Origin of the sequence: Empedobacter stercoris, from assembly GCF_025244765.1 — a bacterium.
GTDB lineage: Bacteria > Bacteroidota > Bacteroidia > Flavobacteriales > Weeksellaceae > Empedobacter > Empedobacter stercoris.
In genome coordinates this window covers 1,376,377-1,400,607 of the sequence record NZ_CP104209.1, presented here as the reverse complement: position 1 = coordinate 1,400,607, position 24,231 = coordinate 1,376,377, and the positions used below count along the sequence as shown (strand labels likewise).

Here is a 24,231-nt window from a genome sequence, read left to right as displayed (position 1 = left end):
ACTTAATACATTTTACTAATTACAACTAAATTTAGATGATAGCCAAAATATCAGCTTCACGCATAATTAAGTAGTCTTTACCTTCTAATTTTAATTCAGTTCCTGAATATTTTCCGTAAAGAACTTTGTCTCCAACTGCAACAGTCATTGGTTCATCTTTTTTACCATTACCAACTGCTACAACGATTCCTTCTTGTGGTTTTTCTTTTGCTGAATCTGGGATAATAATTCCTGATGCTGTTTTAGTTTCTGCAGGAGCAGGCTCAATAACCACTCGATCTGCTAATGGTTTAATGTTTAATTGTGACATATTTGTATTTTTATTTTAATAATTGATGGTTTTAATTCAACGAAAAACGTGCCAATAGATAATTTCTGCCATTATGGATAGGTTAATTTCATTCCTTAAAACAAAAATGCCAAGCTGTCAGACAACTTGGCATTTTAAGCAATTTTATATGCGATTATTTTTTAATAATAATTTTCTTTGAGAATTGCTCACTTCCAGTTTCGATAGAAACAATGTACACACCGTTTGGTAGATTAGTTAAATCTAATTGCTGAGTTTTAGCTGATTTTAAGTTATTTGTATAAACTGTTTTTCCAGTTAAATCTGCAACGGTAACTTTCGCTGATACAATTGATTTTGCAAAGTTAACATTAACATTACCATTTGATGGATTTGGAGAAATTGTAGCAAGGTCTTTTGTGTTAAGATCTAATGTTGCTAATTTGTCCGAAACTTCGAAATTCGCTGTATTTACAGCTAAGAATACATTATCAATTGCTTTGATCATAATGCGAGCTTCTTTTGTTAACTGGATATCCGAAGGAACTGTAAATTCGTATGTACCATTATTTGGTGTTGTTTCTGCTAAGACATAATCAAAGTTTTTACCACCATCTACAGATAATAAAATTTTCACATTTTGTGTGTCAATTCCATTTGCATCAGTTCCTGCTACATCCCAAGTAATAGTTGCTGGTAAATTATGTGTCCAATGATCTGTTTCAGATTGAGAAGTTACTTTAAATGGTCCAACATTTTTCACGTTTAAAGTAATATTTTCACGTGCTGTTTGTCCGCCTTTAGGATTATTATCTCTAACTAAAATAGAGAATCTTAACGAACGAGATACACTTGGAATTACTTCCCAAGTCATTGGTGTTGGATTTGTTTCAAAAGTTAACTTTCCTTCAACGATGGATTTTAAATTAGGGAAATATCTATAACTTTCTGTTGTAGGATTAAGTGATCTAAAAGTAGGTCCTGCTGTATTAGTTGATACTGGCGGTTGTGTTGCGATTTGAGTATCTATTTGTTCCCAGTTATACGTGATGGCATCTCCGTCTTGATCTGTAGCTTTAGCGTCTAATACAAATGCAGTAGAATGTGGTATACCGTACGATAGTTTATCGATTTGAATTACAGGTTCATTATTTCCTGAATCTGTGTTTACCGAACAACTTCCTGCTGCTGAAGTGATAAAAGTGTAGATGTTATTTACACTAACTGTTGAGAAATATGGATCACTATTGTTTTGTATATTAGGAGGACAAATACCTGCATAAGCCATAATTGTGCTTCCACTTCCAGGTTCTACAGCTGTTGCTCCAGAACGATTTCCACCACACGAATTATTGAAAGTATGAGGAGCACCAAATTGATGTCCCATTTCATGTGCTACATAATCAATATAAAAAGGATCGTTGATAGGAGAATTTAAACCAGTAACTCCACCAGCTTTATAAGAACCGCAAGGGCTTTTTAGATAGGCTACTCCGCCACCTCCAGTTGAAAAGACATGACCTACATCGTAATTCTCTACACCAATTTCTCTATCGATAACAGTTTGGTTTTGCCCCAACATAGTTGATCCGTTATTGTTTGTGTATTCATCAGTAGTAATAAAAACAATTTTATCATTGTTTTCTACCAATTCCATTGTTACACCAAATTCTCTTTCATAAACACCATTTACTCTGGTCATTGCTACATTCATAGCAGACATTACAGCAGCTCTTTTTTCTTCTTCTGTTCCTCCTGCTAATCCAGCTCTATTAAAATGATATCTCGAGTATTCTATTGTCGTAGCAAGCGCTAAGCGGTATTTTCTTAATTTACCATCGTTTGCAATTTTATTTACAGGTAGATCATTTGTTATTTGATTGATCAAATTCTGTTGATATACATTATCTGTATGACAGACGAAGTTTGTGTTATCATCAACATTTTTTCTGCTGTAAGAAATATAAGTAGATAAATCTTCTGTGTATGCATCGATATAAGAAATTTCATTTCCTTTGTTTATCATTGCACTCAAACCATGATAAGGCGAATAACTAAATCGGATAGTAGATTTTCCGTCAACAGATTTTCCAACATACGATTTAATCATGTTATATTTTTCTTGTAGCTTAGGAGCCATGATTGATGATTCTTCTACAAGATATTTCGTCAATTCACCCGATTCATTCGGAATGTAAACTAAATTTGGTTGATTACTTCCCTTATTTGCTACAGAATTTAAATCGTTTACTAAACTGCTAACATCTAATTTAAATAATTTAAATTCTTTTGGAACAGTAGATCTTTCTACTAAATTGGTTGGTTGATAATTCTTATTCTTCAATTCTTGCCAGTGATTAACTTGTGCAAAAACAGAAGTTCCTCCCATAAGTAGAGATAAGATAATAAATTTTGATTTCATAAATTTTTAATATTCAAGTGTTAAATAATTAATTTCTTTTGGAATTTCTATAAATAATAAGTTGACAGATTTGTCAGCTTCATCTTTAATTTTCTCTAATTTTAAAATTTTTTTTTTAGAAACATTTTTTAACTCTAAGATTTCATAACGTTCAATATCTGCTTTACAAATAACGGCTACGTTTTTAGAAGTAAAGTCTATAATTTCTAAAGGCGAATTTCTTTCTCCAGGAACAATTAATGATTTTTGAAACGTGTCAAAATCTTTCATGTTTGTAAAAACGTTAATTTCATTTTTACAGCCATTTCTGTCAAAAGCAATTCTAAAAACATTTAATTCATCTTTAGAAATTGTTTTTAAAACCTTTTGTTGTCCGCAACCAATAAAAAAAATAGATATTAATATTATAAGAAAGTAATAGTGCTTCATATTGAATGTTTAAAACTAAATTAAGAATAATAATTTAATTTGAAGTAAAAAAAAAGCGAATCAGTTATCTGATTCGCTTTTTGATCTATGTTTTTTCTAAAAAAAATTACTTCACTGGTTGAGCTGGTAATTGATTTTGACTTGCTCCGTCTTGTGTTGGTTGCGTTGGTAAATTATTAGCTGGTGCCGTTACATTTGGCTTAATAGGTTTTATTGCATTTGGATTTTCGTGTGTAATTCCTGCTCCAATTATTAAAACAATAACAGCGATAAATAATCCCCAAGTTGTATTGTCTAAGAATTTATTTGTTCTTTGAACTCCAAACATTTGGCTTCCTCCTCCGCCACCAAAAGTAGAAGATAATCCACCTCCTTTAGGGTTTTGAGATAATACAATTAATACTAATAATATACATAAAATCATGATCATAATCATGAAAAACTGAAATAGTCCCATTTTATTATTTAGAGTTTTTTAAATTTTCAATTTCTTTAATTCGATTTGCAAATAAACTATTTTTTTCTGGATATTTCAAAATTAATATCTTATAAGCTTTAATTGCCTTATCATATTTTTTTTGCTCAATGTAAATTTGAGCCAAGGTTTCGGTCATCAAATCCGAATATTCTTCTGTGTTTTGAACAAAATTTGATGGGGTATTAGCTGGCGTAATATCTGTTTTTTTCATCGGAACGATTTTTGGATTTTTTTCCAAAAAGTCGTCAATCAACTTATATTTTATTTCTCGTTCAGCAATTTCTTGTTCTTCTTCAATCTCTTTTTGAGTTTTTGATTGAGAAGGAACTTTTTTTAACCAATCGGTAAAAGAAAACGTTGATTCTGAGTTATTATTTTCTCCAATTTGAACTTTCTGATCATTTACCTCTGGTTTCGATTCTTCGATAACTTCGATTGTTTCAGCTAAAATTTCTACCTCATTTTTGACAGAATTATTTTCAATTAGTTCTATTTCAGAAGTATGTTGTACAGCATTTGCAATATCATTTATTGAAGTTTTATCTTCTTTAGAAGTCGAAATTTCTACCACTTCGTTTGTGATTTCAGCGACTTCGTTTAGTTCATCTTCCGAAATAATATCAACCACATGATCTGTTCTCAATTCAGATTCTTCGGTATCATTTTCGATCATTTCATCAACAATATCTTCATTGACATCGTCGGAATTATCTTTAGAAATGATTTCAGTATTATTGACAAATTGCTCTCTGTTTTCTTCTATATTCTCATCAGTTACTTCGGTTGTATCGTTGTTTTGTTCAACAATTTTAGCTGTAGATTCATCTGAACTAACTTCAGAATTGATTTTATTTTCAACTAATTCTTCTACTTTTTCGTCTTCAATAATCAAAGGGATTGTTTCTGTTTCTTTTTTTATTGGTTCAGAATTGATGTAATGATATAAATCGACACGATTACTACTTTGAATTGATGTTTTGTTTAAATAATCTTCAAAAGATGGATGATTTTCTTTTTTTAAACCATAAAGTAACAAAGCACGTAAAGTATAAAAATAAGGATATTTTTCCACTTCTTTTTTTAGAAGAGGAATGTCCGATTTCTCAACTTCGTACGGATGTGCTACTAAATATTCAATTCTAGTCATTGCTCAAATATAAGGTTATTTTTTTACCAATCCATCGCAATCGACGCAAAAACTTGGTCGCGAATATCATCAATAATTAAAGGAACAATTGACGATTCTACTGCACTTAGCATTGCGTTTCCGTCATATAATTGGAAAGCAGAAAATGTTCTGTCGTAGCTTTTTGATTCGTCTTTATTGTTGATGTATCGTACTTTTACATAAATCGTCAAACGGTTTTTCGCTGCAATATCATTCGATTGAATTGCTTCTGGAACAACGTCATATCCCGTAATTTCACCTTCGATAATTAAATCAGAATTTTCGTTCGAATTTAATTTTAATTTCGTTCTACTTCTGAAAATATCTTGAATAGCAATTGTTAAATCTTGACTTAACGTGGGGTTTTGTTGCGGTGCATAATTCGGAAAAGTAGCGACGTAAATTGTGTTCCAATCTGGTTGAATTGCAGCTCCTGAAAGCGAATATTTTATACAACCTGTTAAACTAAAAATAGCAAAAATGCTAAGAATAACTTGTTTTAATTTGTTCATATTACAAATGATATTGTTTGATTTTACGGTACAATGTACGCTCAGAAATTCCTAATTCGTCAGCAGCCATTTTGCGTTTGCCTTTGTGTTTTTCTAATGCCAATTTGATCATTTCTTTTTCATTATCTTGTAAAGAAAGCGATTCTGGCTCCTCAATTGGACTTACATCATACACGTCGTTCGAATAATCGTATTGTGGTTGTTGATATGCAGGTGCTTTTGAAGCTGAATTTGTTGGAACTAAATTATAGTGATTTGGAACAAAATCTTCTTCCGTATCGCTTTGATCTTGGTAAACACGTTGAATCAATTCTTGTGTGTTGCCATTAAAATCATCGACATCTTTGTGTTTAATCAAATCTAAAGTTAATGCACGCAAATCGTTCAAATCTTTTTTCATATCCAATAAAACCTTGAACAATAATTCACGTTCCATAAAATCAGAAGAACTTCCGTCTTTTGATTTACTTGTAACCGTTAACATATTTGAATTATTAGGTAATAATTCGATGATTTTCTCTAACGAAATCACGCGTTCTTTTTCTATGACCGAAACCTGTTCAGCAAAATTTCGTAATTGACGAACATTTCCTGGCCATGGATAATTTGCTATATAATTTTGAGCTTCTGGCGATAGCTCGATGTGTGGCATTCTATATTTATTCGCAAAATCTGAAGCAAATTTTCGGAACAATAAATTGATATCTTCTTTGCGTTCGCGTAAAGCAGGAATATCAATTTGAACAGTATTTAATCGATAATATAAATCTTCTCGAAATTTTCCTTTTTCAACTGCTTCTTTTAGTTTTACATTGGTTGCTGCAACAACACGAACATTGGTTTTCTGCAATTCAGAAGAACCAACTTTCATAAATTCACCAGACTCTAAAATACGTAACAAACGTACTTGCGTTGCTAAAGGTAATTCACCAACTTCATCTAAGAAAATTGTTCCACCATCAGCAACTTCAAAGTACCCTTTTCTCGTTTGAGTAGCTCCAGTAAACGCTCCTTTTTCATGCCCAAATAATTCAGAATCGATTGTTCCTTCTGGAATTGCACCACAGTTTACAGCAATATAATTGTTGTGTTTTCGAGCAGACTGATTGTGAATAATTTTTGGAATAAACTCTTTACCAACACCACTTTCTCCGATTACAAGAACAGAAATGTCGGTAGGTGCAACCTGAACGGCCTTTTCTAAAGCGCGATTCAAGGCTACATTATTTCCAATGATTCCAAAACGTTGTTTGATTGTTTGTAAAGAATCCATGTTTTATTTTTTTAGGTTTTTGAAAAATGATCTATCAAATTTCAATTATTGTCTTATTAAAACCGTCATTTCGGGTAAAAATCTATTCTCGATACAATTTTTAATCATTTCATTAATAAAAATCACTCGAATTGACGAATTTTATTGTTGTATATAGACAGATTGATTGTTAAAAAGAATTAATTATCCTTCAATCATTTCACCAATTAAGGTTGCAGTTGTACAGCTATTTGCTTTTACGTTGACAAAATCTCCAACTTTAGTTCCTTCGACTTTAGGGAATACTAAAACTGCATTTTGGGTATTGCGTCCGTACCAGAAATTTTCGTCACGTTTAGAATTTCCTTCAATTAATACTTCATGTACTTTTCCTACATAAGCATTCATACGTTCAGCAGAATGTTTTTGTTGCATTTCGATGATTTCTTGTAATCGACGTTTTTTATCTTCTGGTAGAACATCATCTGGCATTTTTTTGTGTGCAGGTGTTCCTGGACGTTCAGAATAAGCGAACATATAACCGAAATCATATTTCACATATTCCATTAACGATAAAGTATCTTGATGTTCTTCCTCTGTTTCTCCACAGAAACCTGCAATCATATCATGAGATAAAGCACAATCTGGAACGATGCGTCGAATTTTATCAATTAATTCGAAATACTCTTCACGCGTGTGTTGACGATTCATACGTTCTAAAACAGTTGTAGAACCTGATTGAACAGGTAAGTGAATGTATTTACAAATATTCTTATGTTTCGCCATCATTTCTAATACGCCTTCTTCCATATCTTGTGGATTAGAAGTAGAAAAACGTAAACGAATGTTAGGAAATTGCGTTGCAACCATGTCTAATAATTGTGCAAAATCTACTGCTGTTGCTTTCTGAATGTCTGTTGCATTTTTGAAATCTTTTTTTGGACCTCCACCATACCATAAATATGAATCGACGTTTTGACCTAAAAGTGTGATTTCTTTGTATCCATTTTCTGCTAATTCTTTACACTCATTTAAGATAGAATGTGGATCACGAGATCGTTCACGACCACGAGTAAAAGGAACAACACAGAATGTACACATGTTATCGCAACCACGAGTAATCGTAACGAAAGCAGTTACGCCGTTTCCTCCTAAACGAACAGGAGAAATTTCTGCATACGTTTCTTCTTTTGATAATTGTACATTTACTGCATCACGACCATCTTCTACATCATTCAATAAATTTGGTAAATCACGGTATGCATCTGGTCCAACAACGATATCAACTAAATGTTCTTCTTCAAGAAATTTATGTTTTAATCGTTCTGCCATACAACCTAAAACACCAATTTTAAGACTTGGATTTTGTTTTTTGATGGCGTTCAAAGTTGCCAAACGTTTACGAACAGTTTGTTCTGCTTTCTCTCGAATAGAACATGTATTTAATAAGATTAAATCTGCTTCGTCAACTTTTTGTGTTGTTTGGTAACCTTCGTTATTTAGAATAGAGGCAACGATTTCACTATCTGAGAAATTCATTTGACATCCGTAACTTTCTAAGAATAATTTCTTTGTAGCATTACGTGTAGGAGCAGTCATCAAAGCTTCTCCTTGTCTTGCTTCATCTATATGTTTTTCTTCTGTATGCATTCTAAAATGGATATTTTATCGTGCAAAAATAATAAAACTATGTGACATATTGGCAGTAAATTTTTCTTTTGCATTTTATTAACATTTTGTAGATTTGAGAAAACGAAATACTTAAAAAAAAAATATGGATAAGAGAGTACAAGATCGAATAGAAGAAAAGCTTCAGAATGGTTTTCAGCTAAAAGCTGGTCAAGTTGTTGAAAAAGCGGGAGATATTTTTAAAGGAATTGCAGGTTATGCGATTTTAGCGGTGTTAATTTATTTTATCACTTTGTGGATTTTGAATATGTTGGTAGGACTTGTTTTTCCTATTTCTATGGATGAAGAGGAGATTCAAGCAATTGCAAGTAGTGGTGATCCGGAAGCTGTAATGGAAATGTACCAAGAAATTTTTTCGAGCACTTCTGCAATGGTGTCTATTTTCTTGACGAATATTTTATCAGCTGTTTTGTATCCAGTATTATATAGTATTTATACAATGGCTTATAAATATGATTATAAAAAGAATCCAGAATTGAGTGATATTTTTATTCATTACAAAGATGGAAAGTTCTTGAATCTTTTTCTTGTTACATTAGTCGTTCAAATTGTAGGTAGTATTGGGTTAACGTTATGTTTAGTTCCAGGTTTTATTGTTTATACGATGTGGATGTTAGCAGTTCCATTAATTATTTTTGCATCAGCTGATGTAAAAGAAGCCTTAAATTATAGTATGAAGTTAGCTTTCAAAAACTTTGGAAGTTTCTTTGTTGTCTTATTATTAGGAATAGCAATTATAATTCTTGGCTTTATTTTATGTTGTGTAGGACTTATTCCAGCAATTCCATTTGTGTACGTGATGATGTATATACTGTATAGGGAAGTGGTTGGTTTTGACGATCAACAATCAGAAATAGAACAAATCGGAACAGATATTTATAAGGACAATCCTTATATGAAATAGATAAAATTATGGAGCAGTTGAAAATCATTTTTGGCTGCTTCATTTTTTTGTTATTAATTTTGCAGAAATTTTTTAAGAAAACAATATGTCTAAAAATCTCGTTATTGTTGAGTCCCCAGCAAAAGCTAAAACCATTCAAGGTTTTTTAGGTGATGATTTTATCGTGGAGTCAAGTTTTGGTCACGTAGTCGATTTACCAAAGAAAGGAATGGGAATCGAAATCGAGAATCATTATAAGCCAATCTACGAAGTAACACCTGATAAAAAGGATGTTGTAAGTAAACTAAAAAAATTGTCTTCTAAAGCCGAAACAATTTGGTTAGCATCCGATGAGGACCGTGAAGGAGAGGCTATTTCTTGGCACTTATATCACGTTCTTGGGTTAGAAAAAAAGGATACAAAACGTATTGTTTTTAATGAGATTACGAAAAAAGCTATCCAACGTGCAGTAGATAATCCACGTGAAATTGATGAGAATTTGGTAGATGCACAACAAGCTCGTCGTGTTTTGGATCGATTAGTTGGTTTTGAGATGTCACCAATTTTATGGAAAAAAATCAAACCAGGTTTATCAGCAGGACGTGTTCAATCGGTTTCTGTTCGATTGATTGTGGAGCGCGAAAAAGAAATTCAAAACTTTGTTCCAGTTTCATCATACAAATTCATCGCAATTTTCGAAACAAATGAAGGAAGAACATTAAAAGCAGTTTTAACAAAAGAATTTTCAACGTTAAAAGAAGCTGAAGATTTCTTAGCAACATGTGTTGGAGCAGATTTTAAAGTAAATGATTTACAGAAAAAACCTGCAAAACGTACGCCTTCAGCACCATTCACAACATCTACATTGCAACAAGAAGCTTCTCGTAAATTAGGTTTTTCTGTTTCGAGAACAATGCGTGTAGCGCAACAGTTGTATGAATCTGGGCATATTACCTATATGAGAACGGATAGTGTGAATTTATCTGATGATGCATTAACTGCAGTTAAAGCAGAGATAGAATCTGCTTACGGGAACAAATATGTTGAGATCAGAAAGTATAAAAATAAAAACTCTTCCGCACAAGAAGCGCACGAGGCAATTCGTCCTACGCATTTCGAAAATCATTCGATAAATGCAGACGATTCGATGCGTAAACTATACGAATTAATTTGGAAACGTACAGTTGCTTCTCAAATGGCAAATGCCGAATTAGAGCGAACAATCATTGATATTGATAACAACAAAAACAACTTTATTTTTCAAGCAAAAGGAGAAGTGATTGTTTTTGATGGTTTCTTAAAAGTCTATCAAGAATCGCATGATGACGAAGATACGGATGATGACAAAGTATTGTTGCCAAGCGTAAAAGTAAATGAGCAATTGAAAGCGGATGAAATTAACGGTACGGAACGATTTTCTCGTCCTGCTGCTCGTTATACAGAAGCATCTTTGGTAAAAAAATTAGAAGAATTAGGAATCGGTCGACCTTCAACTTATGCCCCAACAATCTCTACAATCCAAAATAGAGGTTACGTAGAAGTTGGTGAATTGGATGGACAAGAACGAATATACAATACGTTAACATTAGTTGATAATCAAATCAAAAAAGCACAACAAAAAGAAATTTTTGGTGCAGATCGTCGCAAATTAATCCCAACTGATATTGGAATTGTGGTAAATGATTTCTTGGTAGATTATTTTACAAACGTGTTGGATTATGATTTTACTGCTCGTGTTGAAAATAGTTTTGATGAGATTGCAGAAGGTAAATTGAATTGGACAAAAATGATTGATGAGTTTTATACAAAATTTCATCAAACGGTAGAAGATGTTCAAGAAAATGCAGATCGTGCAACAGGAGAACGAGAGTTGGGAATCGATCCAACTTCAGGTAAAAAAGTACATGCACGTATTGGGCGTTTTGGACCAATGATTCAGATAGGAGAAGCAGAGGATGAGGAAAAACCACGTTTTGCGAGTCTTCAAAAACATCAATCGATTCATAATATTACATTAGAAGAAGCATTAAAATTATTCGAATTACCAAAAACTTTGGGTGAGTATAAAGCGCACGAAGTTGAGGTGAATATTGGACGTTTCGGCCCTTACGTAAAGTTTGATGATAAATACATTTCGATTCCGAAAGAAGAAGATCCAATGGATTTATCATTTGAACGTGCGGTAGAACTAATCGAAGAAAAGTTAAAAGCCGATGCGCCGATTGCACAATACGAAGGATATGATGTAACAAAAGGTAAAGGACGTTTTGGACCATTTATCAAATGGAACGAATGGTTTATCAATGTTCCAAAAAAATACGATTTCGATCATTTATCACAAGCGGATATTATCGAATTGATTGAAGATAAAAAACGCAAAGAATCTGAGCGTGTTGTTCGCGAATGGGCAGAACAAGAAATTCGTTTAGAAAAAGCGCGTTGGGGACGTTTCAATTTAATTCAAGGAAAAATTAAAGTTGAATTACCAAAAGAAACAAATCCAGAAGCGTTGACTTTGGCTGAGGTAGAAAAATTGATAGAAGCAGCTAAACCTGTAAAGAAAACTGCTACAAAGAAAGCTCCAGCTAAAAAAGCAACTGCCAAGAAAACGACAACTAAAAAACCAACGACTAAAAAGTAATGTACAACGACTTTTTAAAACCCGTTTCTGAAGAATTACAAGATTTTGCGAAGTGTTGTAATTCTTTTGCGTTAGGTACATCAATTAAATTTCGTAAAGATGTTCTTGAAACAGCAGAAAATACGAATGATAAAATTGCAATAATTGGTGTGACTGAATCTCGTTCGAAACAAAAAGATTTGATCGAAGACGTAGATTTTAGCTTAATTCGAACTCAATTGTACGAATTACAAATGGGCAATTGGTCGATAGATTTGTACGATTTTGGTGATGTTAATTACTATGAAGATAAACATGAAACCGAGAAAGTTTTTAGAGAAGTAACAAAAGGATTGATCCAAGACGGATTTAGTGTAGTTATTTTGGGAGGAAATCCAAGTTTAGGATACCAGCAATATCGTGCTTATGATGAACTTGTTGATAAAATAAATTATTTAACTATTGATCACAAATTACGTTTAGGCAAAGATGAAGCGCAAACAACAGAGACTAATTATTTAACTAAAATTATTTCGAACGAACCTTTCAATTTATTAGATTATACAAATATTGGTTTTCAGACGTATTTCGTAGCGCAAGAAAAATTGGATTTGTTGGATCAGTTAAATTTTGAAGCTGTTCGTTTAGGAGTTATTTCAGAGAATCTAAAAGAAATAGAACCTTATTCAAGAGATATTCATGCCGCTTTGCTTAATCTTTCAAGTTTGCAAGGTTCAGATTTTTCTTCTTCAAAAAATATGACACCAAATGGTTTTACATCGCGAGAAATTTGTGCCTTAACAAGATATTTAGGCTTCAGCAATAAATTGTCTTCACTTTACGTTTGTGACTATATCGAGAACTATAAAAAATTAGATCATTTGCTTATAGCACAGATGATTTGGTATTTTATTGATGGAAAAAATCATCGCCCAGAGATAAAAAGTTTTGACGATACACAATATTTTGAAAAAATTTTTGTTCCTACAGAAGGATATAATTATATTTTTTATCGAAATACAGTAACTAATCAATTGTGGATTGAAGTTGACAACACAATTGATGGAGAACGAAAATTTGAAATTATTTCGTGTTCAGAAAAAGATTATGAACAAGCCTTGAATGGAGAAATACCTAATAGATGGTGGAAGTATTTCAAAAAATTTTATTAAAAATAAAGAATAATTGTAAAAATCAATTAATAAAATGCCTTAATTTGTAGCCTTATTAATTGAGAACTAAAAGTATAAAACCTGTATAAAAATAAATCTATAGCAGAATGAATAGAATTTTGGTAAGTGCATTGTTGCTATCTCTTTCTTTATCATCATGTAAAATGTTGAAGAACAGAGGGAGTAGTGATAGAAATGATGGACAGATAGTTTCGAAAACCTCTTCAGCCTGGACGCCAGTTCGTCCAAAAGGGATGGTTCCGATTCCGAGTGGATCGTTTGTTTTAGGACAAACAGATTATGATTTTACAAAAACAAATGACGCTCCAGTGAAAACTGTTACTGTTACAGGTTTTTTTATGGATGATACAGAAATTACAAATTCTGAGTATCAAATTTTTGTGAATTATGTAAAAGATTCTATCGCTCGTACAGCTTTGGCAGATAAAGCAGAATCTTTAGGTTTTGATCCTATGAATCCTAGTACTGATAACGATGGAATTGGAGCTTATGCGTACGTTTCTGGATCTGAAGATGGAGAAGGAACACCATATGATGAATATCTTAAAAATAGTAATACAGGTAGAGATGGACATTCATTGGACGCAAAAAAAATAAACTGGAAACAACGCTTAGAGTGGGATAAATACAAGTATCCAGATGTAGATTACGCAGAAGTAATGGAAGGACTTTACTATCCACCAGAAGAGCGTATGAATGGAGAGAGACGTATTGATACGCGTAAATTAAATTATTCTTATGTAACAGTTGACCAGGCTGCTGCTGCGAAAAAACGTGGTACGTTTCGCGTAGATTTTAGAAAAGAATTTAGTTTAAATATTTATCCAGATACAACAGTTTGGGTAAGAGATTTCAACTATTCGTACAATGATCCAATGCACCAAGATTATTTCTGGCACAAAGCTTATGCAGATTATCCTGTAGTTGGAATTAATTGGAATCAGGCGACTGCTTTCTGTGATTTCCGTACAAGATATCACAATACAGCTCTAAATAACAAAAAGAAAAGAGGAAGCCAAGTTAAAGTAATAAGTTATCGTTTACCAACAGAAATTGAATGGGAATACGCAGCGAAAGGTGGTTATGAAAATGCCCCTTATCCTTGGGGTGGACCGTATTTGGTAGATGATAGAGGATGTTATTTAGCGAATTTCAAACCAAAACGTGGAGATTATTTAGAAATTAACGATGGTAAGAAAACAGGTTATATGTACACAGCACCAATCAAAACTTTCAAAGCGAATGGATATGGTCTGTACGATATGGCGGGTAACGTTGCAGAATGGACAAGTTCTCCTTATAACAGATCTTCTTACACTATGTCTTCAACGCTTAATCCTTCAATTACAATGTCAGGAGAAGTAAATAGAAGTGTACGTGGTGGATCATGGAAAGATGTCGGTTATTTATTAATGACTTCATCAAGAGATTGGGAACACAAAGATTCAGCTAGAAGTTTTATTGGCTTCCGTACAGTTCAATCTTTCCCAGAAGGATCTAAAGTAAATTACAGAAAAACTAAATAACCTATTTAAAAAAAATAAAAAGCATCATATGGCATTACAAGCTTCAAAACAAGAACGTCTTACAAATTTTTTGTATAATTTCTTTGCCGCAGTAGTAATTATCGGGGCATTATGTAAAATTACTCATACAAATTTAGGGCCAATTTCAGCCAATTTAATCTTAACCATTGGATTAGTAGCTGAAGCATTCGTTTTCTTTTATTCAGCATTTTTTGATAAACCTCAAGGTAGCTATGAATGGGAAAAAGCGTATCCAGAATTATTAAGTGGTGAGCCAGTAGAAAGAAAGACAGCTGCAGTTGCAACAGCAGGAAACAACTTAACAGCTGAATTAGATAAAGTTTTAGCTGATGCTAAATTAGACAAAGAAGTGTTTGAAAGATTACGTGGATCATTAGATAAATTTGGATCTGCAGTAAACGAATTAAATACAACGACAACAGCTGTAGCTTCTACAGAACAATACAGCAACGAAATTGCAAAAGCATCTAATAACATTAGCCAATTGAATGCAGTCTATGCTGAGCAAATTTTAAATAGCCAAAAACAAGTAGAATTAAATAAACAATTTATCGAAGAGATGCAAAAATCTTCAGGTAGTTCAGAGCAATTCTTAAAAGAAATGCAAGAGCTTTCTGCGAATATTAATGCATTGAACAAAGTATATGGAGGTATGCTTTCTGCAATGAAAAATAACTAATTCATTGATCCGATAAATTAAACTAATTATTCATTAATTCTATAAATTATTATGGCAGGAGGTAGACTAACCGGACGTCAGAAGATGATTAACCTGATGTATCTCGTGTTCATTGCAATGATGGCTTTGAACGTGGATCGTGAGGTTTTGAGATCGTTCGAAACGATAAATACTTCTTTAGAGTCAACAACGACTTTAACGAAAACAAATAACGATACCTTCTATGATCAAATTGATCTAAAAGTGAAGGATGATTCAACGTACGCAAAAACTCAAGCTCAAGCTGCTGAGGTAAAAAGACAAACAAATGAGTTTGTAGCTTACATTGATGGTTTGAAAAAAGAATTAAAAGGGTCTGATTATGTCTCAGGATCAGAAGAAACTGATTATAATGCTTTATCAAACACGGAACCAGTTGTATCTCTATTTTTTAAAGGAAAAGGAGGTGATTCTGGAAATGAGAAAGCCAAAGAATTCACAGGAAAAGTTGACGCATTCAGAAATTTTTTAATGACTTTTGCAAAACAAAGTCCAGATGCTAAAAATGCTGAAGCTCGTATCAACGAATTTTTTGGAACGAAATCAAAAACTAAAAAACAAACTTGGGTAGAGGAAAAGTTTAATGATCAACCAATGATTGCATCGTTAACAAATTTATCTAAGATGCAAATGGATGCTCGCACAGAAGAAGGTAACTTGGTAAGAGCATTATTATCTGGTAAATTAGAGGAGAAAATTGAATTGGATGCGTTCCAAGGTTTATTCTTATCTCCAGGAGTTGTTAAAGTTGGGGACGAAGCTGTTCTTAATGTTGTCTTAGGAGCTTATGATAATTCGATTAAAGGTTCTGTTTCTACAAGTGTTGGAAACGCAGAAGTAGTAGATGGTAAAGCATCAATCAAATTAAATACAGGATCTGTAGGTATGCATCAATTAACTGGTAGCATTACTTATGTATCGAATGGGCAAACTAAAAAGGTTGATATCGCACCTTCAACATATCAAGTTGTTGCGCAAACTTTAGATAAAAAAGCTGCTGAAATCATTGAGAAAGATCCAACAGGAGGTTCTATTGTTGCCGATAATTTACGTGTTGTTTACCGTGGAGTATCCAACCCAATCTCTGCAACAATTAATGGAGCAAATGGACCAGTAAGCTTAAATGCTTCATCAGGTTCTGTTTCTGGAGCAGGAGCTAACAAATGGAATTACACGCCAGGTGGAGGAAGTGAAGTAATATTTACTGCTACAACGAAAGCAAGTTCAGGTAAAACATTATCTGTTCGTGAAACGTTCCGTATCAAACCAGTTCCACCAGCACGTGGTGTTATTTTAGGAAAAACGAGTCCAGCTATTCCAGATAATGGAATTGCAGCACAAACAATTCGTGTAGACTGGCCAGATTTCTTATTCCCAATTTCAGGAGAAGTAACATCATTTAATGTTCGTGTACCAGGTCAAGCTACAGTACGTGTTACAGGAAGTAAAATGTCAGGAGCCGCAGGTGCAATTTCGAAAGCGAAAAAAGGAGATATAATTGGTGTATTCGATATTAAATATCGTACTAATTCTGGTCAAACAGGAGAAGCATCATCAATTGCAATTCAAGTACAATAAACAAAAAAATAAAATTTAGCATATGAAATATCTTTTGTTTGGTTTAATGAGTTTTTTCTCAACCCTTACAATGGCGCAAAATGTTCTTAATGCTGTTTCACCAGAACAGTTGAGAAAAGACCGCGAAAATAGAACAAGAGTTGATGAAGCTGGAGATACTGTAAGTACGGCACAAGATCCAATGAAATATGGCTTTATCGAGGATAAAGATGTCTTATGGTCGAAAGTTGTATGGGAAGTCATTGATTTGAACGAGCGTCTAAATCAACCTTATTATAGATCTGGTGATGAATTAGTACAGAATTCAAAATCATTGTATGATGTTTTAGTTGACGGAGTTCGTACTAAAAAAATTAAAGAAGTATACGATGATGAGTACTTTCAGACTAAAATGAGTTTTGATCAAATCATGGCTCGTAACGAAAAGAAAGATACTCAACAGTATTACTATGATATGATTGCAGCAGGTGAAAATCCTGACGAAGCAGCTATTTTCAATTACAAAGTAAAATCTGATGATATTAAAATGGTGAAAACGAAAGGTCTTTGGTACATTGATCGTCGTTTAGGAGAATTAAAATATCGTTTGTTAGGATTAGCGATCATGGGACCAGATGCACAATCTTTGGGAACTGAATTTGCAGACGGAACGTATGTCGATTTATTTTGGATTTGGTATCCAGATGCACGTAATGTTTTGGTAAATGCAACTGTTTTCAATCCAAGCAACTCTAATTCCGCGATTACTTATGATGAGATGTTAAATGCAAGACGATTTAGTTCTGTTATTTACAAAGCGCAAACCATGTATGGAACGAAGATGATTGAGGATTATATTCCAAATGATTCGAAGGGACAATTAGAAGAACATCATAAAATTAGAAATTCTATTATTCAGGCAGAAGCCGATATGTGGAATTATTAATAAAATGTTATAAAACTAAAGCTCCAATCTCAAGATTGGAGCTTTTTTTATTTAAAATAGTTTAATTCCTCTACAATATTTTTTTCCAGAATTTAGTTATTCCCTAAAACCTAAAACCTAAAACCTAAAACCTAAAACCTAAAACCTAAAACCTAAAACCTAAAACCTAAAACCTAAAACCTAAAACCTAAAATCTAAAATCTAAAATTTAATTCGCATCACCTTTTTCAATTCCATCTCCTATTTTTTCTTCAACTTCTATTTTTTCTTCTTGATCTAACTTCATTTCTCCTGAATCATCATCACTTCTTAAAACGACTTTTAAGCCAATTGGGAAATGATCTGAACCAATATTATCTTCTCTAATCATTTCAATTAATCGAAATTGAGAGCTCAAGAAATAGTGATCTAAAGGCCAACGTAAAAACCAATGATGCGCATGAAAAGTATTGAACATTCCACGACCTCTTCGAGGATCTAAAAGTTGAGATGTCTTCAAAAACAGGCGGGTTGTTCTACTCCACGCAACATCATTTAAATCACCAAATACGATACATGCTTTTCCGTATTCTTTGGCTTGTTTTCCGATCATTAAAATTTCAGCATCTCTTTCAGTACTTTCTTCATTTTCTTGTGGAACAGGTGGTGTAGGATGCAAACCATACAAACGTACAATCTGATTATTATACTCGATGTCAACAATAATTGAAGGGATTTCAGTGCTAATTAAATAATTAATCTCTTGGTTTTTAATGGGTAATTTCGAGTAGAATAATAAACCATAAGTATTGTCTAAAGGAACTTCTATCTTATACTCATAATCATTTGTAGCTTCACGTATTTGATTCATCCATTCATTATTCGTTTCCAGAAGAAACACAATATCGGGATTTCGTTTTTTGATTAATTGAACTAAATTCTGGTATTTTGTATTGTCTTGCAAAACATTGTAGACTAATAAATTTAAAGGTTTTTCATTCGGTTTTAATTCAACTTGATTGATCATTTTTTTTCCAAAAGGCGAATAGGGAAGAATGACCCAAAGCAAATAAATTGCTGAAAAAATAAGACATACGAACAAACTAATCGTAGTCGAATTTTTCTCTACAAAAATGAATAGAAATGAAGTGAGAATAACTAAAATAAGCTTTTGAAAACGTGGGTAATCAAAAACTCTTACCGACCAATGATTATGTTTGAAAAAAGGAATAATTACCGAAATAAGAATAAGGCAAGAAAGAAAAATAAAGAGTATTTGCATAATATGGATGTTTTTTGTATAACAAGATAATAAAAATAGAAACATTATCTACCTTTGTTCTTAAATTTTATCAATTGAACAAAGTAGAGTATATTATCGTAGGACAAGGTGTTGCAGGAAGTTGTATGGCGATGAAATTATTGCAAGAAAATAAATCTTTTGTAGTGATTGACAATCATTTTCATAAAGCATCGGCAATTGCAGCAGGAATATTCAATCCGGTTGTGCTAAAACGTTTTTCAATTGTTTGGAATGCGACAAATCAAATTAATCGTTTGCGCGAAGTTTTTGGTCAGTTTGAAGAATTATTGAACGAAAAATACATCTACAATTTTCCAGTTTATCGTGTTTTTAATGATGAACAAGAGAAAAAAACATGGCTAAAAAAAGCAACGACTCATCCAGATTTAGTTGATTATTTAGCGACAGACACAGAGCAATTGAATGATTTTTCAGCAATCAATAACCCTATAGGTTCGGGAGAAGTTTTGCACACTGGTCGAGTTGATTTGACTAATCTTTTGAATGATTTCAAAAATTATTTGATTGAACAAAATCAATATATTGATGAGGAATTTGACTTTGAATCCTTGATTATGCACGATAATCACACGAACTATAAAAAAATTGAAGCAAATAAGATTATTTTTGCCGAAGGTTACAATGTTTTAAATAATCCATATTTCAAAAATCTACCCGTTATTGGTGTGAAAGGAGAAGTGTTGAAAATAGAAACAAAAGCCACATTGCCTGAAGCTGTAGTAAAAGGAAAAGAATTTTTGATGCCTTTAGAAAATAATCAATATTTTGTTGGTGCAACTTACGATCGTGATCATGTCAATTACGAAAATACAGCAGAAGCCAAACAATATTTGGTGGATGGGGTTCAGAATTTTTTCAAGGAAGATTTTGAAGTTGTGGAACAGCACGCATCCATCCGACCAACAGTAGTCGATCGTCGCCCAATTATTGGTGCGCATCCAATATATCAGCAATTGATTTGTTTAAATGGAATGGGAACGCGTGGAACGATGCTGGCGCCAGTCATGGTCGATGAATTGTATGATTTTTTAGAGAACAATCAAACTATCGATAAAGAAGCCGATATTAAACGTTTTTATGATCGATTTTAAATTTTCTTCTGATGAACAACTTTAACATAAAAATATTCGTACTTCAACTCGTTGCAAGTATTTTGTTATTCTTAGGAATTCAACAATTTTATGTCTTGGCAGAATTAGATTTGATTGAATTAATTCATTCGATGGGAAAAGATAATTTTGCTTTTTTGGTACGTAAAAGTGATGAGTTTGGAATTAGTGAAAAGCTAAAACATTTGGCGATAATGAAATCGATTTTGAGTTTCGTAGGAATAGTTTTAGGTTATATTGTAGCATCTATTATTAACCATAAACGTAATTACGATTGGAAAATTTCAGTTGTAATTGTAGCAGTGTGTTTCTTGGTTTTTCAATTCAAATTAATACATCTTCCAATCAATTTTATTCAAACAAATAATTTGGCAATTGCCTATTTTGTGCCTGCTACAATTTCTGTTGTTATTAGTTTTCTGTTGTATTTTTTTAGTTATCGTATAAAACCTTAAACTTCATTGTATTCAACTAAAAAAAATATTGTATTTTTGCAAAATGTTATTAGTACAAAATTTAGGAGTTTATTTTGCGGGTAGATATTTATTCGAAAACGTTTCGTTCCGCATCAACAAAGGAAATCGTGTTGGTTTAGTAGGTAAAAATGGGGCTGGAAAATCGACGTTACTTAAAATTTTAGCCAAAAGTCAACAGGCTTCAGAAGGAGAAGTTGTCTACGAAGGAGACGTAACAATCGGGTATTTATCGCAAGATATTGATTTTGTACAAGGAAGAACTGTTTGGCAAGAAGCTGATTCTGCTTTCGAACAATTGGTTGAAATACAGAATCGTATTGATTTTGTCAACAAAGAATTAGCCGAAAGAACAGATTACGAATCGGATGAATACGGAAAGTTAATCGAAGATATTTCGCATTTAACAGAACGTTTTGGGCTTTTAGGTGGTTACACAAAAGACGCTGAAATTGAACAAATTTTAATTGGTTTAGGTTTCAAAAGTTCAGATTTTCATCGCTCAACAGAAGAGTTTTCTGGTGGATGGAGAATGCGCATTGAATTAGCAAAGCTATTGTTGCAAAAACATGATGTGATGCTTTTAGATGAGCCTACAAACCACTTGGATATCGATTCGATTATCTGGTTAGAAAACTTTTTAAAATCGTTTGCAGGCGCTGTTGTATTAGTATCTCACGATAAAATGTTTTTAGATAACGTAACCAACCGAACTATTGAAATTTCATTAGGTAAAATTTACGATTTTAATAAACCGTACTCTCAATATTTGGTGTTGCGTGAAGAAATGCGCGAAATGCAATTAGCAGCGCAGAAAAATCAAGCAAAAAAAATAGAAGAAACCGAAAAGTTAATTGAAAAGTTCCGTTATAAAGCTACAAAAGCTTCGATGGCACAATCGTTAATTAAAAAATTAGATAAAATAGATCGCATCGAAATTGAAAATGATGATGTAACCAAAATGAATATCCGATTTGTGGATGCAGTTCAACCAGGTAAAATTATTTTCGAATTAGATGATGTTGGTGTTGCGTTTGGAGATCATCAAGTTTTTGATCATGTATCATTTTATGTTAATCGTGGTGAAAAAGTAGCTTTTGTAGGACAAAACGGTCAAGGGAAAACAACTTTATCTCGTGCAATTATCAATGAACAACCTTATACAGGAAGAATTAAACATGGTCATAATGTTGAGATTGGTTATTTTGCTCAAAATCAAGCACATGTTCTAAATGATAAATTAACCGTTTTAGAAGAGGCAGAAAATTCTGCAACAGAAGAAACACGTAAACATGTTCGCGATTATTTAGGAGCTTTTATGTTTGGAGGCGAAGCGGTAGAGAAAAAAGTTTCGGTACTTTCGGGAGGCGAGCGAAATCGTTTGGCTTTATGTAAATTATTGTTGCGTCCATTTAATGTTTTAATCATGGATGAGCCGACGAATCACTTGGATATAGTATCGAAAGAATTATTGAAAAAAGCTTTACAAAAATATTCTGGAACATTGATTTTGGTTTCTCACGACCGCGAATTTTTAGAAGGGTTAGTAGACAAAGTGTTTGATTTCCGTAATGGTCAAGTCAAAGAATATCTTTCTGGAATTGATGATTATTTAGCGCAAATTAAAGCGGGTAATTTCCGTGAAGTCGAGAAAGGAAATTCTTTAGCTGCACCAAAAGAAGAAAAGCCAATTGAGGTTAAAATAGAGCAAGCTAAACGTGTTTTATCGTTTGAAGAAGAGAAGGAGCAGAAACGCCTAAAAAATAAATTGTCTCGTATAGAAACAGAGATATCAGATTTGGAAACGAAGATTGCGGATTTAGAAAATAAATTACACGCAGGTTCTCAAACCCAACAAGAATTGGATAAATATGCAAATTTGAAAAATGATTTAGATAAGAAAATGTTAGAATGGGAAGAAATATCTGAGCAAATTTTCTAAAATTATATCGTTCAAAAATATTATTTTATTAAAGTGCTGCAGTTTTGCAGCACTTTTTTTGTACATTCTATTTTAGAATAAGACAAAATGCATAAACAATCTTTTGCTGCAATTACATCAGAACAACCAAAAACATTAATTCTTGGCTCTTTACCTGGGGATTTATCGTTAGAAGTCAATCAATATTATGGGCATCCGCGTAATAGATTTTGGAAAATGATGTTTGAGATTTTCAAGACAGAATTTTCAGAAGATTATGAAACAAGAAATCAACTTATTTTACAAAATAAGTTAGCGCTTTGGGATGTTGCGCATTCTGCTGAACGAAAAGGAAGCATGGATGTGGATATGAGAAATGTTTCGCCAAATCAAATTGATGAATTTTTGAATGAACATCCTACAATCGAGAAAATAATTTTCAATGGAAAGAAAGCGTATCAATTATTTTGGAAATATTTTGAAAAAAAAACATTCATAGAGTATATTTCTGTGCCAAGTACAAGTCCTGCAAATGCCCAATTTTCTTACGAACGATTGATTGAAATCTGGAAAAAAGCAATTATTTAGGATAATCTTTTCATGTTCAAAATAATTAATCAAAGAAAAATAAAATTATTTTTTAGCTTAAAAATTTTATGATGAGAAACTTAGCTTTATATGTAAAATAATTATAAAAAAATGCTTCCTAAAAGTTTTGTAATTAAAAAAGCTGTTCTATATTTGCACTCACAATCGCGGGAATAGCTCAATTGGTAGAGCGTCAGCCTTCCAAGCTGAATGTTGCGAGTTCGAGTCTCGTTTCCCGCTCAACTTCTTTCTTAGAAGTGGATGCCTTGGTGGTGGAATTGGTAGACACGCAGGACTTAAAATCCTGTGTCCATTAGGACGTGCGGGTTCAAGTCCCGCCTGAGGTACTAAAAGCTCAAGAATTTATTTTCTTGGGCTTTTTTTGTGCTAATTTTTTTCAAGTATATCTTTAACTTCATCAAAATGATTTTCTCCATAAATAATAACAAGCTGCTTATTCTTGTTATTTTTTATTTGACTTACTAAATGTTCATTTCGTTTTTTTAAAATAAAGTCTTTCATAAAAATTTTTCTTGAAGTTTCATCTACTTTGGTACATGAATACGTTTCGTTTAAATTAGTATTGTAATCACAAGAATCTAATGTGATTTTCGGGTAAGATTTTTCATATGAGTCGACTAATTGTTTAATGGATAAATCAGCGCTTTTTGAATCATTTTCATTCATTCCAAATTCAGCATAACTAGGTTGGTCTATAAGATTATATTTGATGCAATAATCTGAATAAGGAGGGATTTTAGAATAGGGTAATAGGATGTCAATACCAGTTATTTTTCTGAATTTTAGGTAACTTTCTACGTTTTCATCTGAAACTATTTTATCGGATTTATGAAGAGAATTTCCTTCAAAAAGAAAATGATATCCTAAAGATTGTAAACTGTCAATTTTAGTTGTTACTTGTTGATAATAAACTTTAGTTCCGATATGTCGAATAGGTAAAAAATAAAGCGATTTTTCATTATAGTTTATTTTGTTTAATACTACCTTTTTATTTATATATCTATTTTTTAATAATTCTTCTTGATGATTTACAACGCAAGATGAAATTATAAGATAAATAATAATGATAAAATATTTATACATAATAAAAGTATCTTAATGTTGACTTTATGA

Annotated in this window: 21 protein-coding genes and 2 tRNA genes; 13 read left to right on the top strand and 10 right to left on the bottom strand. The window is 32.5% G+C overall.

The genetic code is table 11. The features are described 5' to 3' along the window. Positions 1–31: 31 nt before the first annotated feature. The 8 genes from NZD85_RS06585 to miaB form a co-directional block, all read right to left on the bottom strand. Complete coding sequence (locus tag NZD85_RS06585; protein WP_019975019.1) at positions 32–310, bottom strand: co-chaperone GroES; 279 nt, start codon at positions 308–310, stop codon at positions 32–34. A gap of 154 nt (positions 311–464) precedes the next feature. Then, on the bottom strand, positions 465–2,711 hold the full coding sequence (locus tag NZD85_RS06580) for a zinc-dependent metalloprotease (protein ID WP_260544374.1): 2,247 nt from the start codon (positions 2,709–2,711) through the stop codon (positions 465–467). Positions 2,712–2,717: 6 nt separating this feature from the next. After that, positions 2,718–3,140 carry a hypothetical protein gene (locus tag NZD85_RS06575; protein WP_260544372.1) on the bottom strand — a complete coding sequence of 141 codons (423 nt, stop codon included), beginning with the start codon at positions 3,138–3,140 and terminating at the stop codon, positions 2,718–2,720. Between the two features lie 106 nt (positions 3,141–3,246). Beyond that, complete coding sequence (gene secG, locus NZD85_RS06570; protein ID WP_171623173.1) at positions 3,247–3,597, bottom strand: preprotein translocase subunit SecG; 351 nt, start codon at positions 3,595–3,597, stop codon at positions 3,247–3,249. Between the two features lie 4 nt (positions 3,598–3,601). After that, positions 3,602–4,765: a tetratricopeptide repeat protein gene (locus NZD85_RS06565; RefSeq protein ID WP_260544370.1), complete on the bottom strand. Its 1,164-nt coding sequence runs from the start codon at positions 4,763–4,765 to the stop codon at positions 3,602–3,604. 23 nt (positions 4,766–4,788) lie between these two features. Further along, positions 4,789–5,298, bottom strand: a complete 510-nt coding sequence (locus tag NZD85_RS06560; RefSeq protein WP_260544368.1) for an LptE family protein — start codon at positions 5,296–5,298, stop codon at positions 4,789–4,791. Position 5,299: 1 nt separating this feature from the next. After that, positions 5,300–6,571, bottom strand: a complete 1,272-nt coding sequence (locus NZD85_RS06555) for a sigma-54 interaction domain-containing protein (RefSeq protein ID WP_260544366.1) — start codon at positions 6,569–6,571, stop codon at positions 5,300–5,302. Positions 6,572–6,754: 183 nt separating this feature from the next. Continuing rightward, positions 6,755–8,200 carry a tRNA (N6-isopentenyl adenosine(37)-C2)-methylthiotransferase MiaB gene (gene miaB / locus NZD85_RS06550; RefSeq protein WP_171623177.1) on the bottom strand — a complete coding sequence of 482 codons (1,446 nt, stop codon included), beginning with the start codon at positions 8,198–8,200 and terminating at the stop codon, positions 6,755–6,757. Positions 8,201–8,324: 124 nt separating this feature from the next. On the opposite strand from miaB, the gene NZD85_RS06545 reads away from it, so the two are divergent. From NZD85_RS06545 to porN, 7 genes are all read left to right on the top strand, one after another. Further along, complete coding sequence (locus NZD85_RS06545) at positions 8,325–9,143, top strand: hypothetical protein (RefSeq protein ID WP_171623178.1); 819 nt, start codon at positions 8,325–8,327, stop codon at positions 9,141–9,143. 85 nt (positions 9,144–9,228) lie between these two features. Further along, positions 9,229–11,763: a type I DNA topoisomerase gene (topA, locus tag NZD85_RS06540; RefSeq protein ID WP_260544362.1), complete on the top strand. Its 2,535-nt coding sequence runs from the start codon at positions 9,229–9,231 to the stop codon at positions 11,761–11,763. Then, complete coding sequence (locus tag NZD85_RS06535) at positions 11,763–12,914, top strand: arginase family protein (protein ID WP_260544360.1); 1,152 nt, start codon at positions 11,763–11,765, stop codon at positions 12,912–12,914. The genes topA and NZD85_RS06535 overlap by 1 nt, the downstream gene beginning before the upstream one ends. A 107-nt stretch (positions 12,915–13,021) precedes the next feature. Continuing rightward, complete coding sequence (porK, locus tag NZD85_RS06530; protein ID WP_225540187.1) at positions 13,022–14,461, top strand: T9SS ring complex lipoprotein PorK/GldK; 1,440 nt, start codon at positions 13,022–13,024, stop codon at positions 14,459–14,461. A gap of 28 nt (positions 14,462–14,489) precedes the next feature. Next, complete coding sequence (gene porL, locus NZD85_RS06525) at positions 14,490–15,161, top strand: type IX secretion system motor protein PorL/GldL (protein ID WP_188319651.1); 672 nt, start codon at positions 14,490–14,492, stop codon at positions 15,159–15,161. A gap of 51 nt (positions 15,162–15,212) precedes the next feature. Beyond that, positions 15,213–16,778 carry a type IX secretion system motor protein PorM/GldM gene (gene porM / locus NZD85_RS06520; protein WP_260544356.1) on the top strand — a complete coding sequence of 522 codons (1,566 nt, stop codon included), beginning with the start codon at positions 15,213–15,215 and terminating at the stop codon, positions 16,776–16,778. 22 nt (positions 16,779–16,800) lie between these two features. Beyond that, positions 16,801–17,703 carry a type IX secretion system ring subunit PorN/GldN gene (gene porN, locus NZD85_RS06515; protein ID WP_225532497.1) on the top strand — a complete coding sequence of 301 codons (903 nt, stop codon included), beginning with the start codon at positions 16,801–16,803 and terminating at the stop codon, positions 17,701–17,703. A gap of 208 nt (positions 17,704–17,911) precedes the next feature. On the opposite strand, the gene NZD85_RS06510 is transcribed toward porN, so the two are convergent. Further along, positions 17,912–18,709 carry an endonuclease/exonuclease/phosphatase family protein gene (locus tag NZD85_RS06510; protein WP_225532496.1) on the bottom strand — a complete coding sequence of 266 codons (798 nt, stop codon included), beginning with the start codon at positions 18,707–18,709 and terminating at the stop codon, positions 17,912–17,914. 329 nt (positions 18,710–19,038) lie between these two features. Between NZD85_RS06510 and NZD85_RS06505 the strand changes: the two genes are divergently transcribed. From NZD85_RS06505 to NZD85_RS06480, 6 genes are all read left to right on the top strand, one after another. Continuing rightward, positions 19,039–20,097: an NAD(P)/FAD-dependent oxidoreductase gene (locus NZD85_RS06505; RefSeq protein WP_260544350.1), complete on the top strand. Its 1,059-nt coding sequence runs from the start codon at positions 19,039–19,041 to the stop codon at positions 20,095–20,097. An 11-nt stretch (positions 20,098–20,108) separates the two neighbouring features. Continuing rightward, positions 20,109–20,570 (top strand): hypothetical protein, encoded by a 462-nt coding sequence (locus NZD85_RS06500; RefSeq protein WP_171623185.1) that lies wholly within the window; start codon positions 20,109–20,111, stop codon positions 20,568–20,570. Between the two features lie 43 nt (positions 20,571–20,613). Then, a complete protein-coding gene (locus tag NZD85_RS06495; protein ID WP_260544348.1) occupies positions 20,614–22,530 on the top strand; it encodes an ABC-F family ATP-binding cassette domain-containing protein in 1,917 nt (638 codons plus the stop codon). Between the two features lie 87 nt (positions 22,531–22,617). After that, positions 22,618–23,097 carry a DNA-deoxyinosine glycosylase gene (locus tag NZD85_RS06490; RefSeq protein ID WP_260544347.1) on the top strand — a complete coding sequence of 160 codons (480 nt, stop codon included), beginning with the start codon at positions 22,618–22,620 and terminating at the stop codon, positions 23,095–23,097. Positions 23,098–23,264: 167 nt separating this feature from the next. Continuing rightward, positions 23,265–23,337 (top strand) — tRNA-Gly (locus tag NZD85_RS06485). 23 nt (positions 23,338–23,360) lie between these two features. Further along, a tRNA-Leu gene (locus NZD85_RS06480) sits at positions 23,361–23,444 on the top strand. 40 nt (positions 23,445–23,484) lie between these two features. Here the strand turns inward: NZD85_RS06480 and NZD85_RS06475 are convergent. Next, positions 23,485–24,201 (bottom strand): hypothetical protein, encoded by a 717-nt coding sequence (locus tag NZD85_RS06475; protein ID WP_260544346.1) that lies wholly within the window; start codon positions 24,199–24,201, stop codon positions 23,485–23,487. Positions 24,202–24,231 lie beyond the last annotated feature (30 nt).

Excerpts from the sequence above, each read along its gene's own strand:
- NZD85_RS06585 (WP_019975019.1), bottom strand. The coding sequence starts at position 310 with ATGTCACAATTAAACATTAAACCATTAGCAGATCGAGTGGTTATTGAG.
- NZD85_RS06580 (WP_260544374.1), bottom strand. The coding sequence starts at position 2,711 with ATGAAATCAAAATTTATTATCTTATCTCTACTTATGGGAGGAACTTCT.
- NZD85_RS06575 (WP_260544372.1), bottom strand. The coding sequence starts at position 3,140 with ATGAAGCACTATTACTTTCTTATAATATTAATATCTATTTTTTTTATT.
- secG (WP_171623173.1), bottom strand. The coding sequence starts at position 3,597 with ATGGGACTATTTCAGTTTTTCATGATTATGATCATGATTTTATGTATA.
- NZD85_RS06565 (WP_260544370.1), bottom strand. The coding sequence starts at position 4,765 with ATGACTAGAATTGAATATTTAGTAGCACATCCGTACGAAGTTGAGAAA.
- NZD85_RS06560 (WP_260544368.1), bottom strand. The coding sequence starts at position 5,298 with ATGAACAAATTAAAACAAGTTATTCTTAGCATTTTTGCTATTTTTAGT.
- NZD85_RS06555 (WP_260544366.1), bottom strand. The coding sequence starts at position 6,571 with ATGGATTCTTTACAAACAATCAAACAACGTTTTGGAATCATTGGAAAT.
- miaB (WP_171623177.1), bottom strand. The coding sequence starts at position 8,200 with ATGCATACAGAAGAAAAACATATAGATGAAGCAAGACAAGGAGAAGCT.
- NZD85_RS06545 (WP_171623178.1), top strand. The coding sequence starts at position 8,325 with ATGGATAAGAGAGTACAAGATCGAATAGAAGAAAAGCTTCAGAATGGT.
- topA (WP_260544362.1), top strand. The coding sequence starts at position 9,229 with ATGTCTAAAAATCTCGTTATTGTTGAGTCCCCAGCAAAAGCTAAAACC.
- NZD85_RS06535 (WP_260544360.1), top strand. The coding sequence starts at position 11,763 with ATGTACAACGACTTTTTAAAACCCGTTTCTGAAGAATTACAAGATTTT.
- porK (WP_225540187.1), top strand. The coding sequence starts at position 13,022 with ATGAATAGAATTTTGGTAAGTGCATTGTTGCTATCTCTTTCTTTATCA.
- porL (WP_188319651.1), top strand. The coding sequence starts at position 14,490 with ATGGCATTACAAGCTTCAAAACAAGAACGTCTTACAAATTTTTTGTAT.
- porM (WP_260544356.1), top strand. The coding sequence starts at position 15,213 with ATGGCAGGAGGTAGACTAACCGGACGTCAGAAGATGATTAACCTGATG.
- porN (WP_225532497.1), top strand. The coding sequence starts at position 16,801 with ATGAAATATCTTTTGTTTGGTTTAATGAGTTTTTTCTCAACCCTTACA.
- NZD85_RS06510 (WP_225532496.1), bottom strand. The coding sequence starts at position 18,709 with ATGATCAATCAAGTTGAATTAAAACCGAATGAAAAACCTTTAAATTTA.
- NZD85_RS06500 (WP_171623185.1), top strand. The coding sequence starts at position 20,109 with ATGAACAACTTTAACATAAAAATATTCGTACTTCAACTCGTTGCAAGT.
- NZD85_RS06495 (WP_260544348.1), top strand. The coding sequence starts at position 20,614 with ATGTTATTAGTACAAAATTTAGGAGTTTATTTTGCGGGTAGATATTTA.
- NZD85_RS06490 (WP_260544347.1), top strand. The coding sequence starts at position 22,618 with ATGCATAAACAATCTTTTGCTGCAATTACATCAGAACAACCAAAAACA.
- NZD85_RS06475 (WP_260544346.1), bottom strand. The coding sequence starts at position 24,201 with ATGTATAAATATTTTATCATTATTATTTATCTTATAATTTCATCTTGC.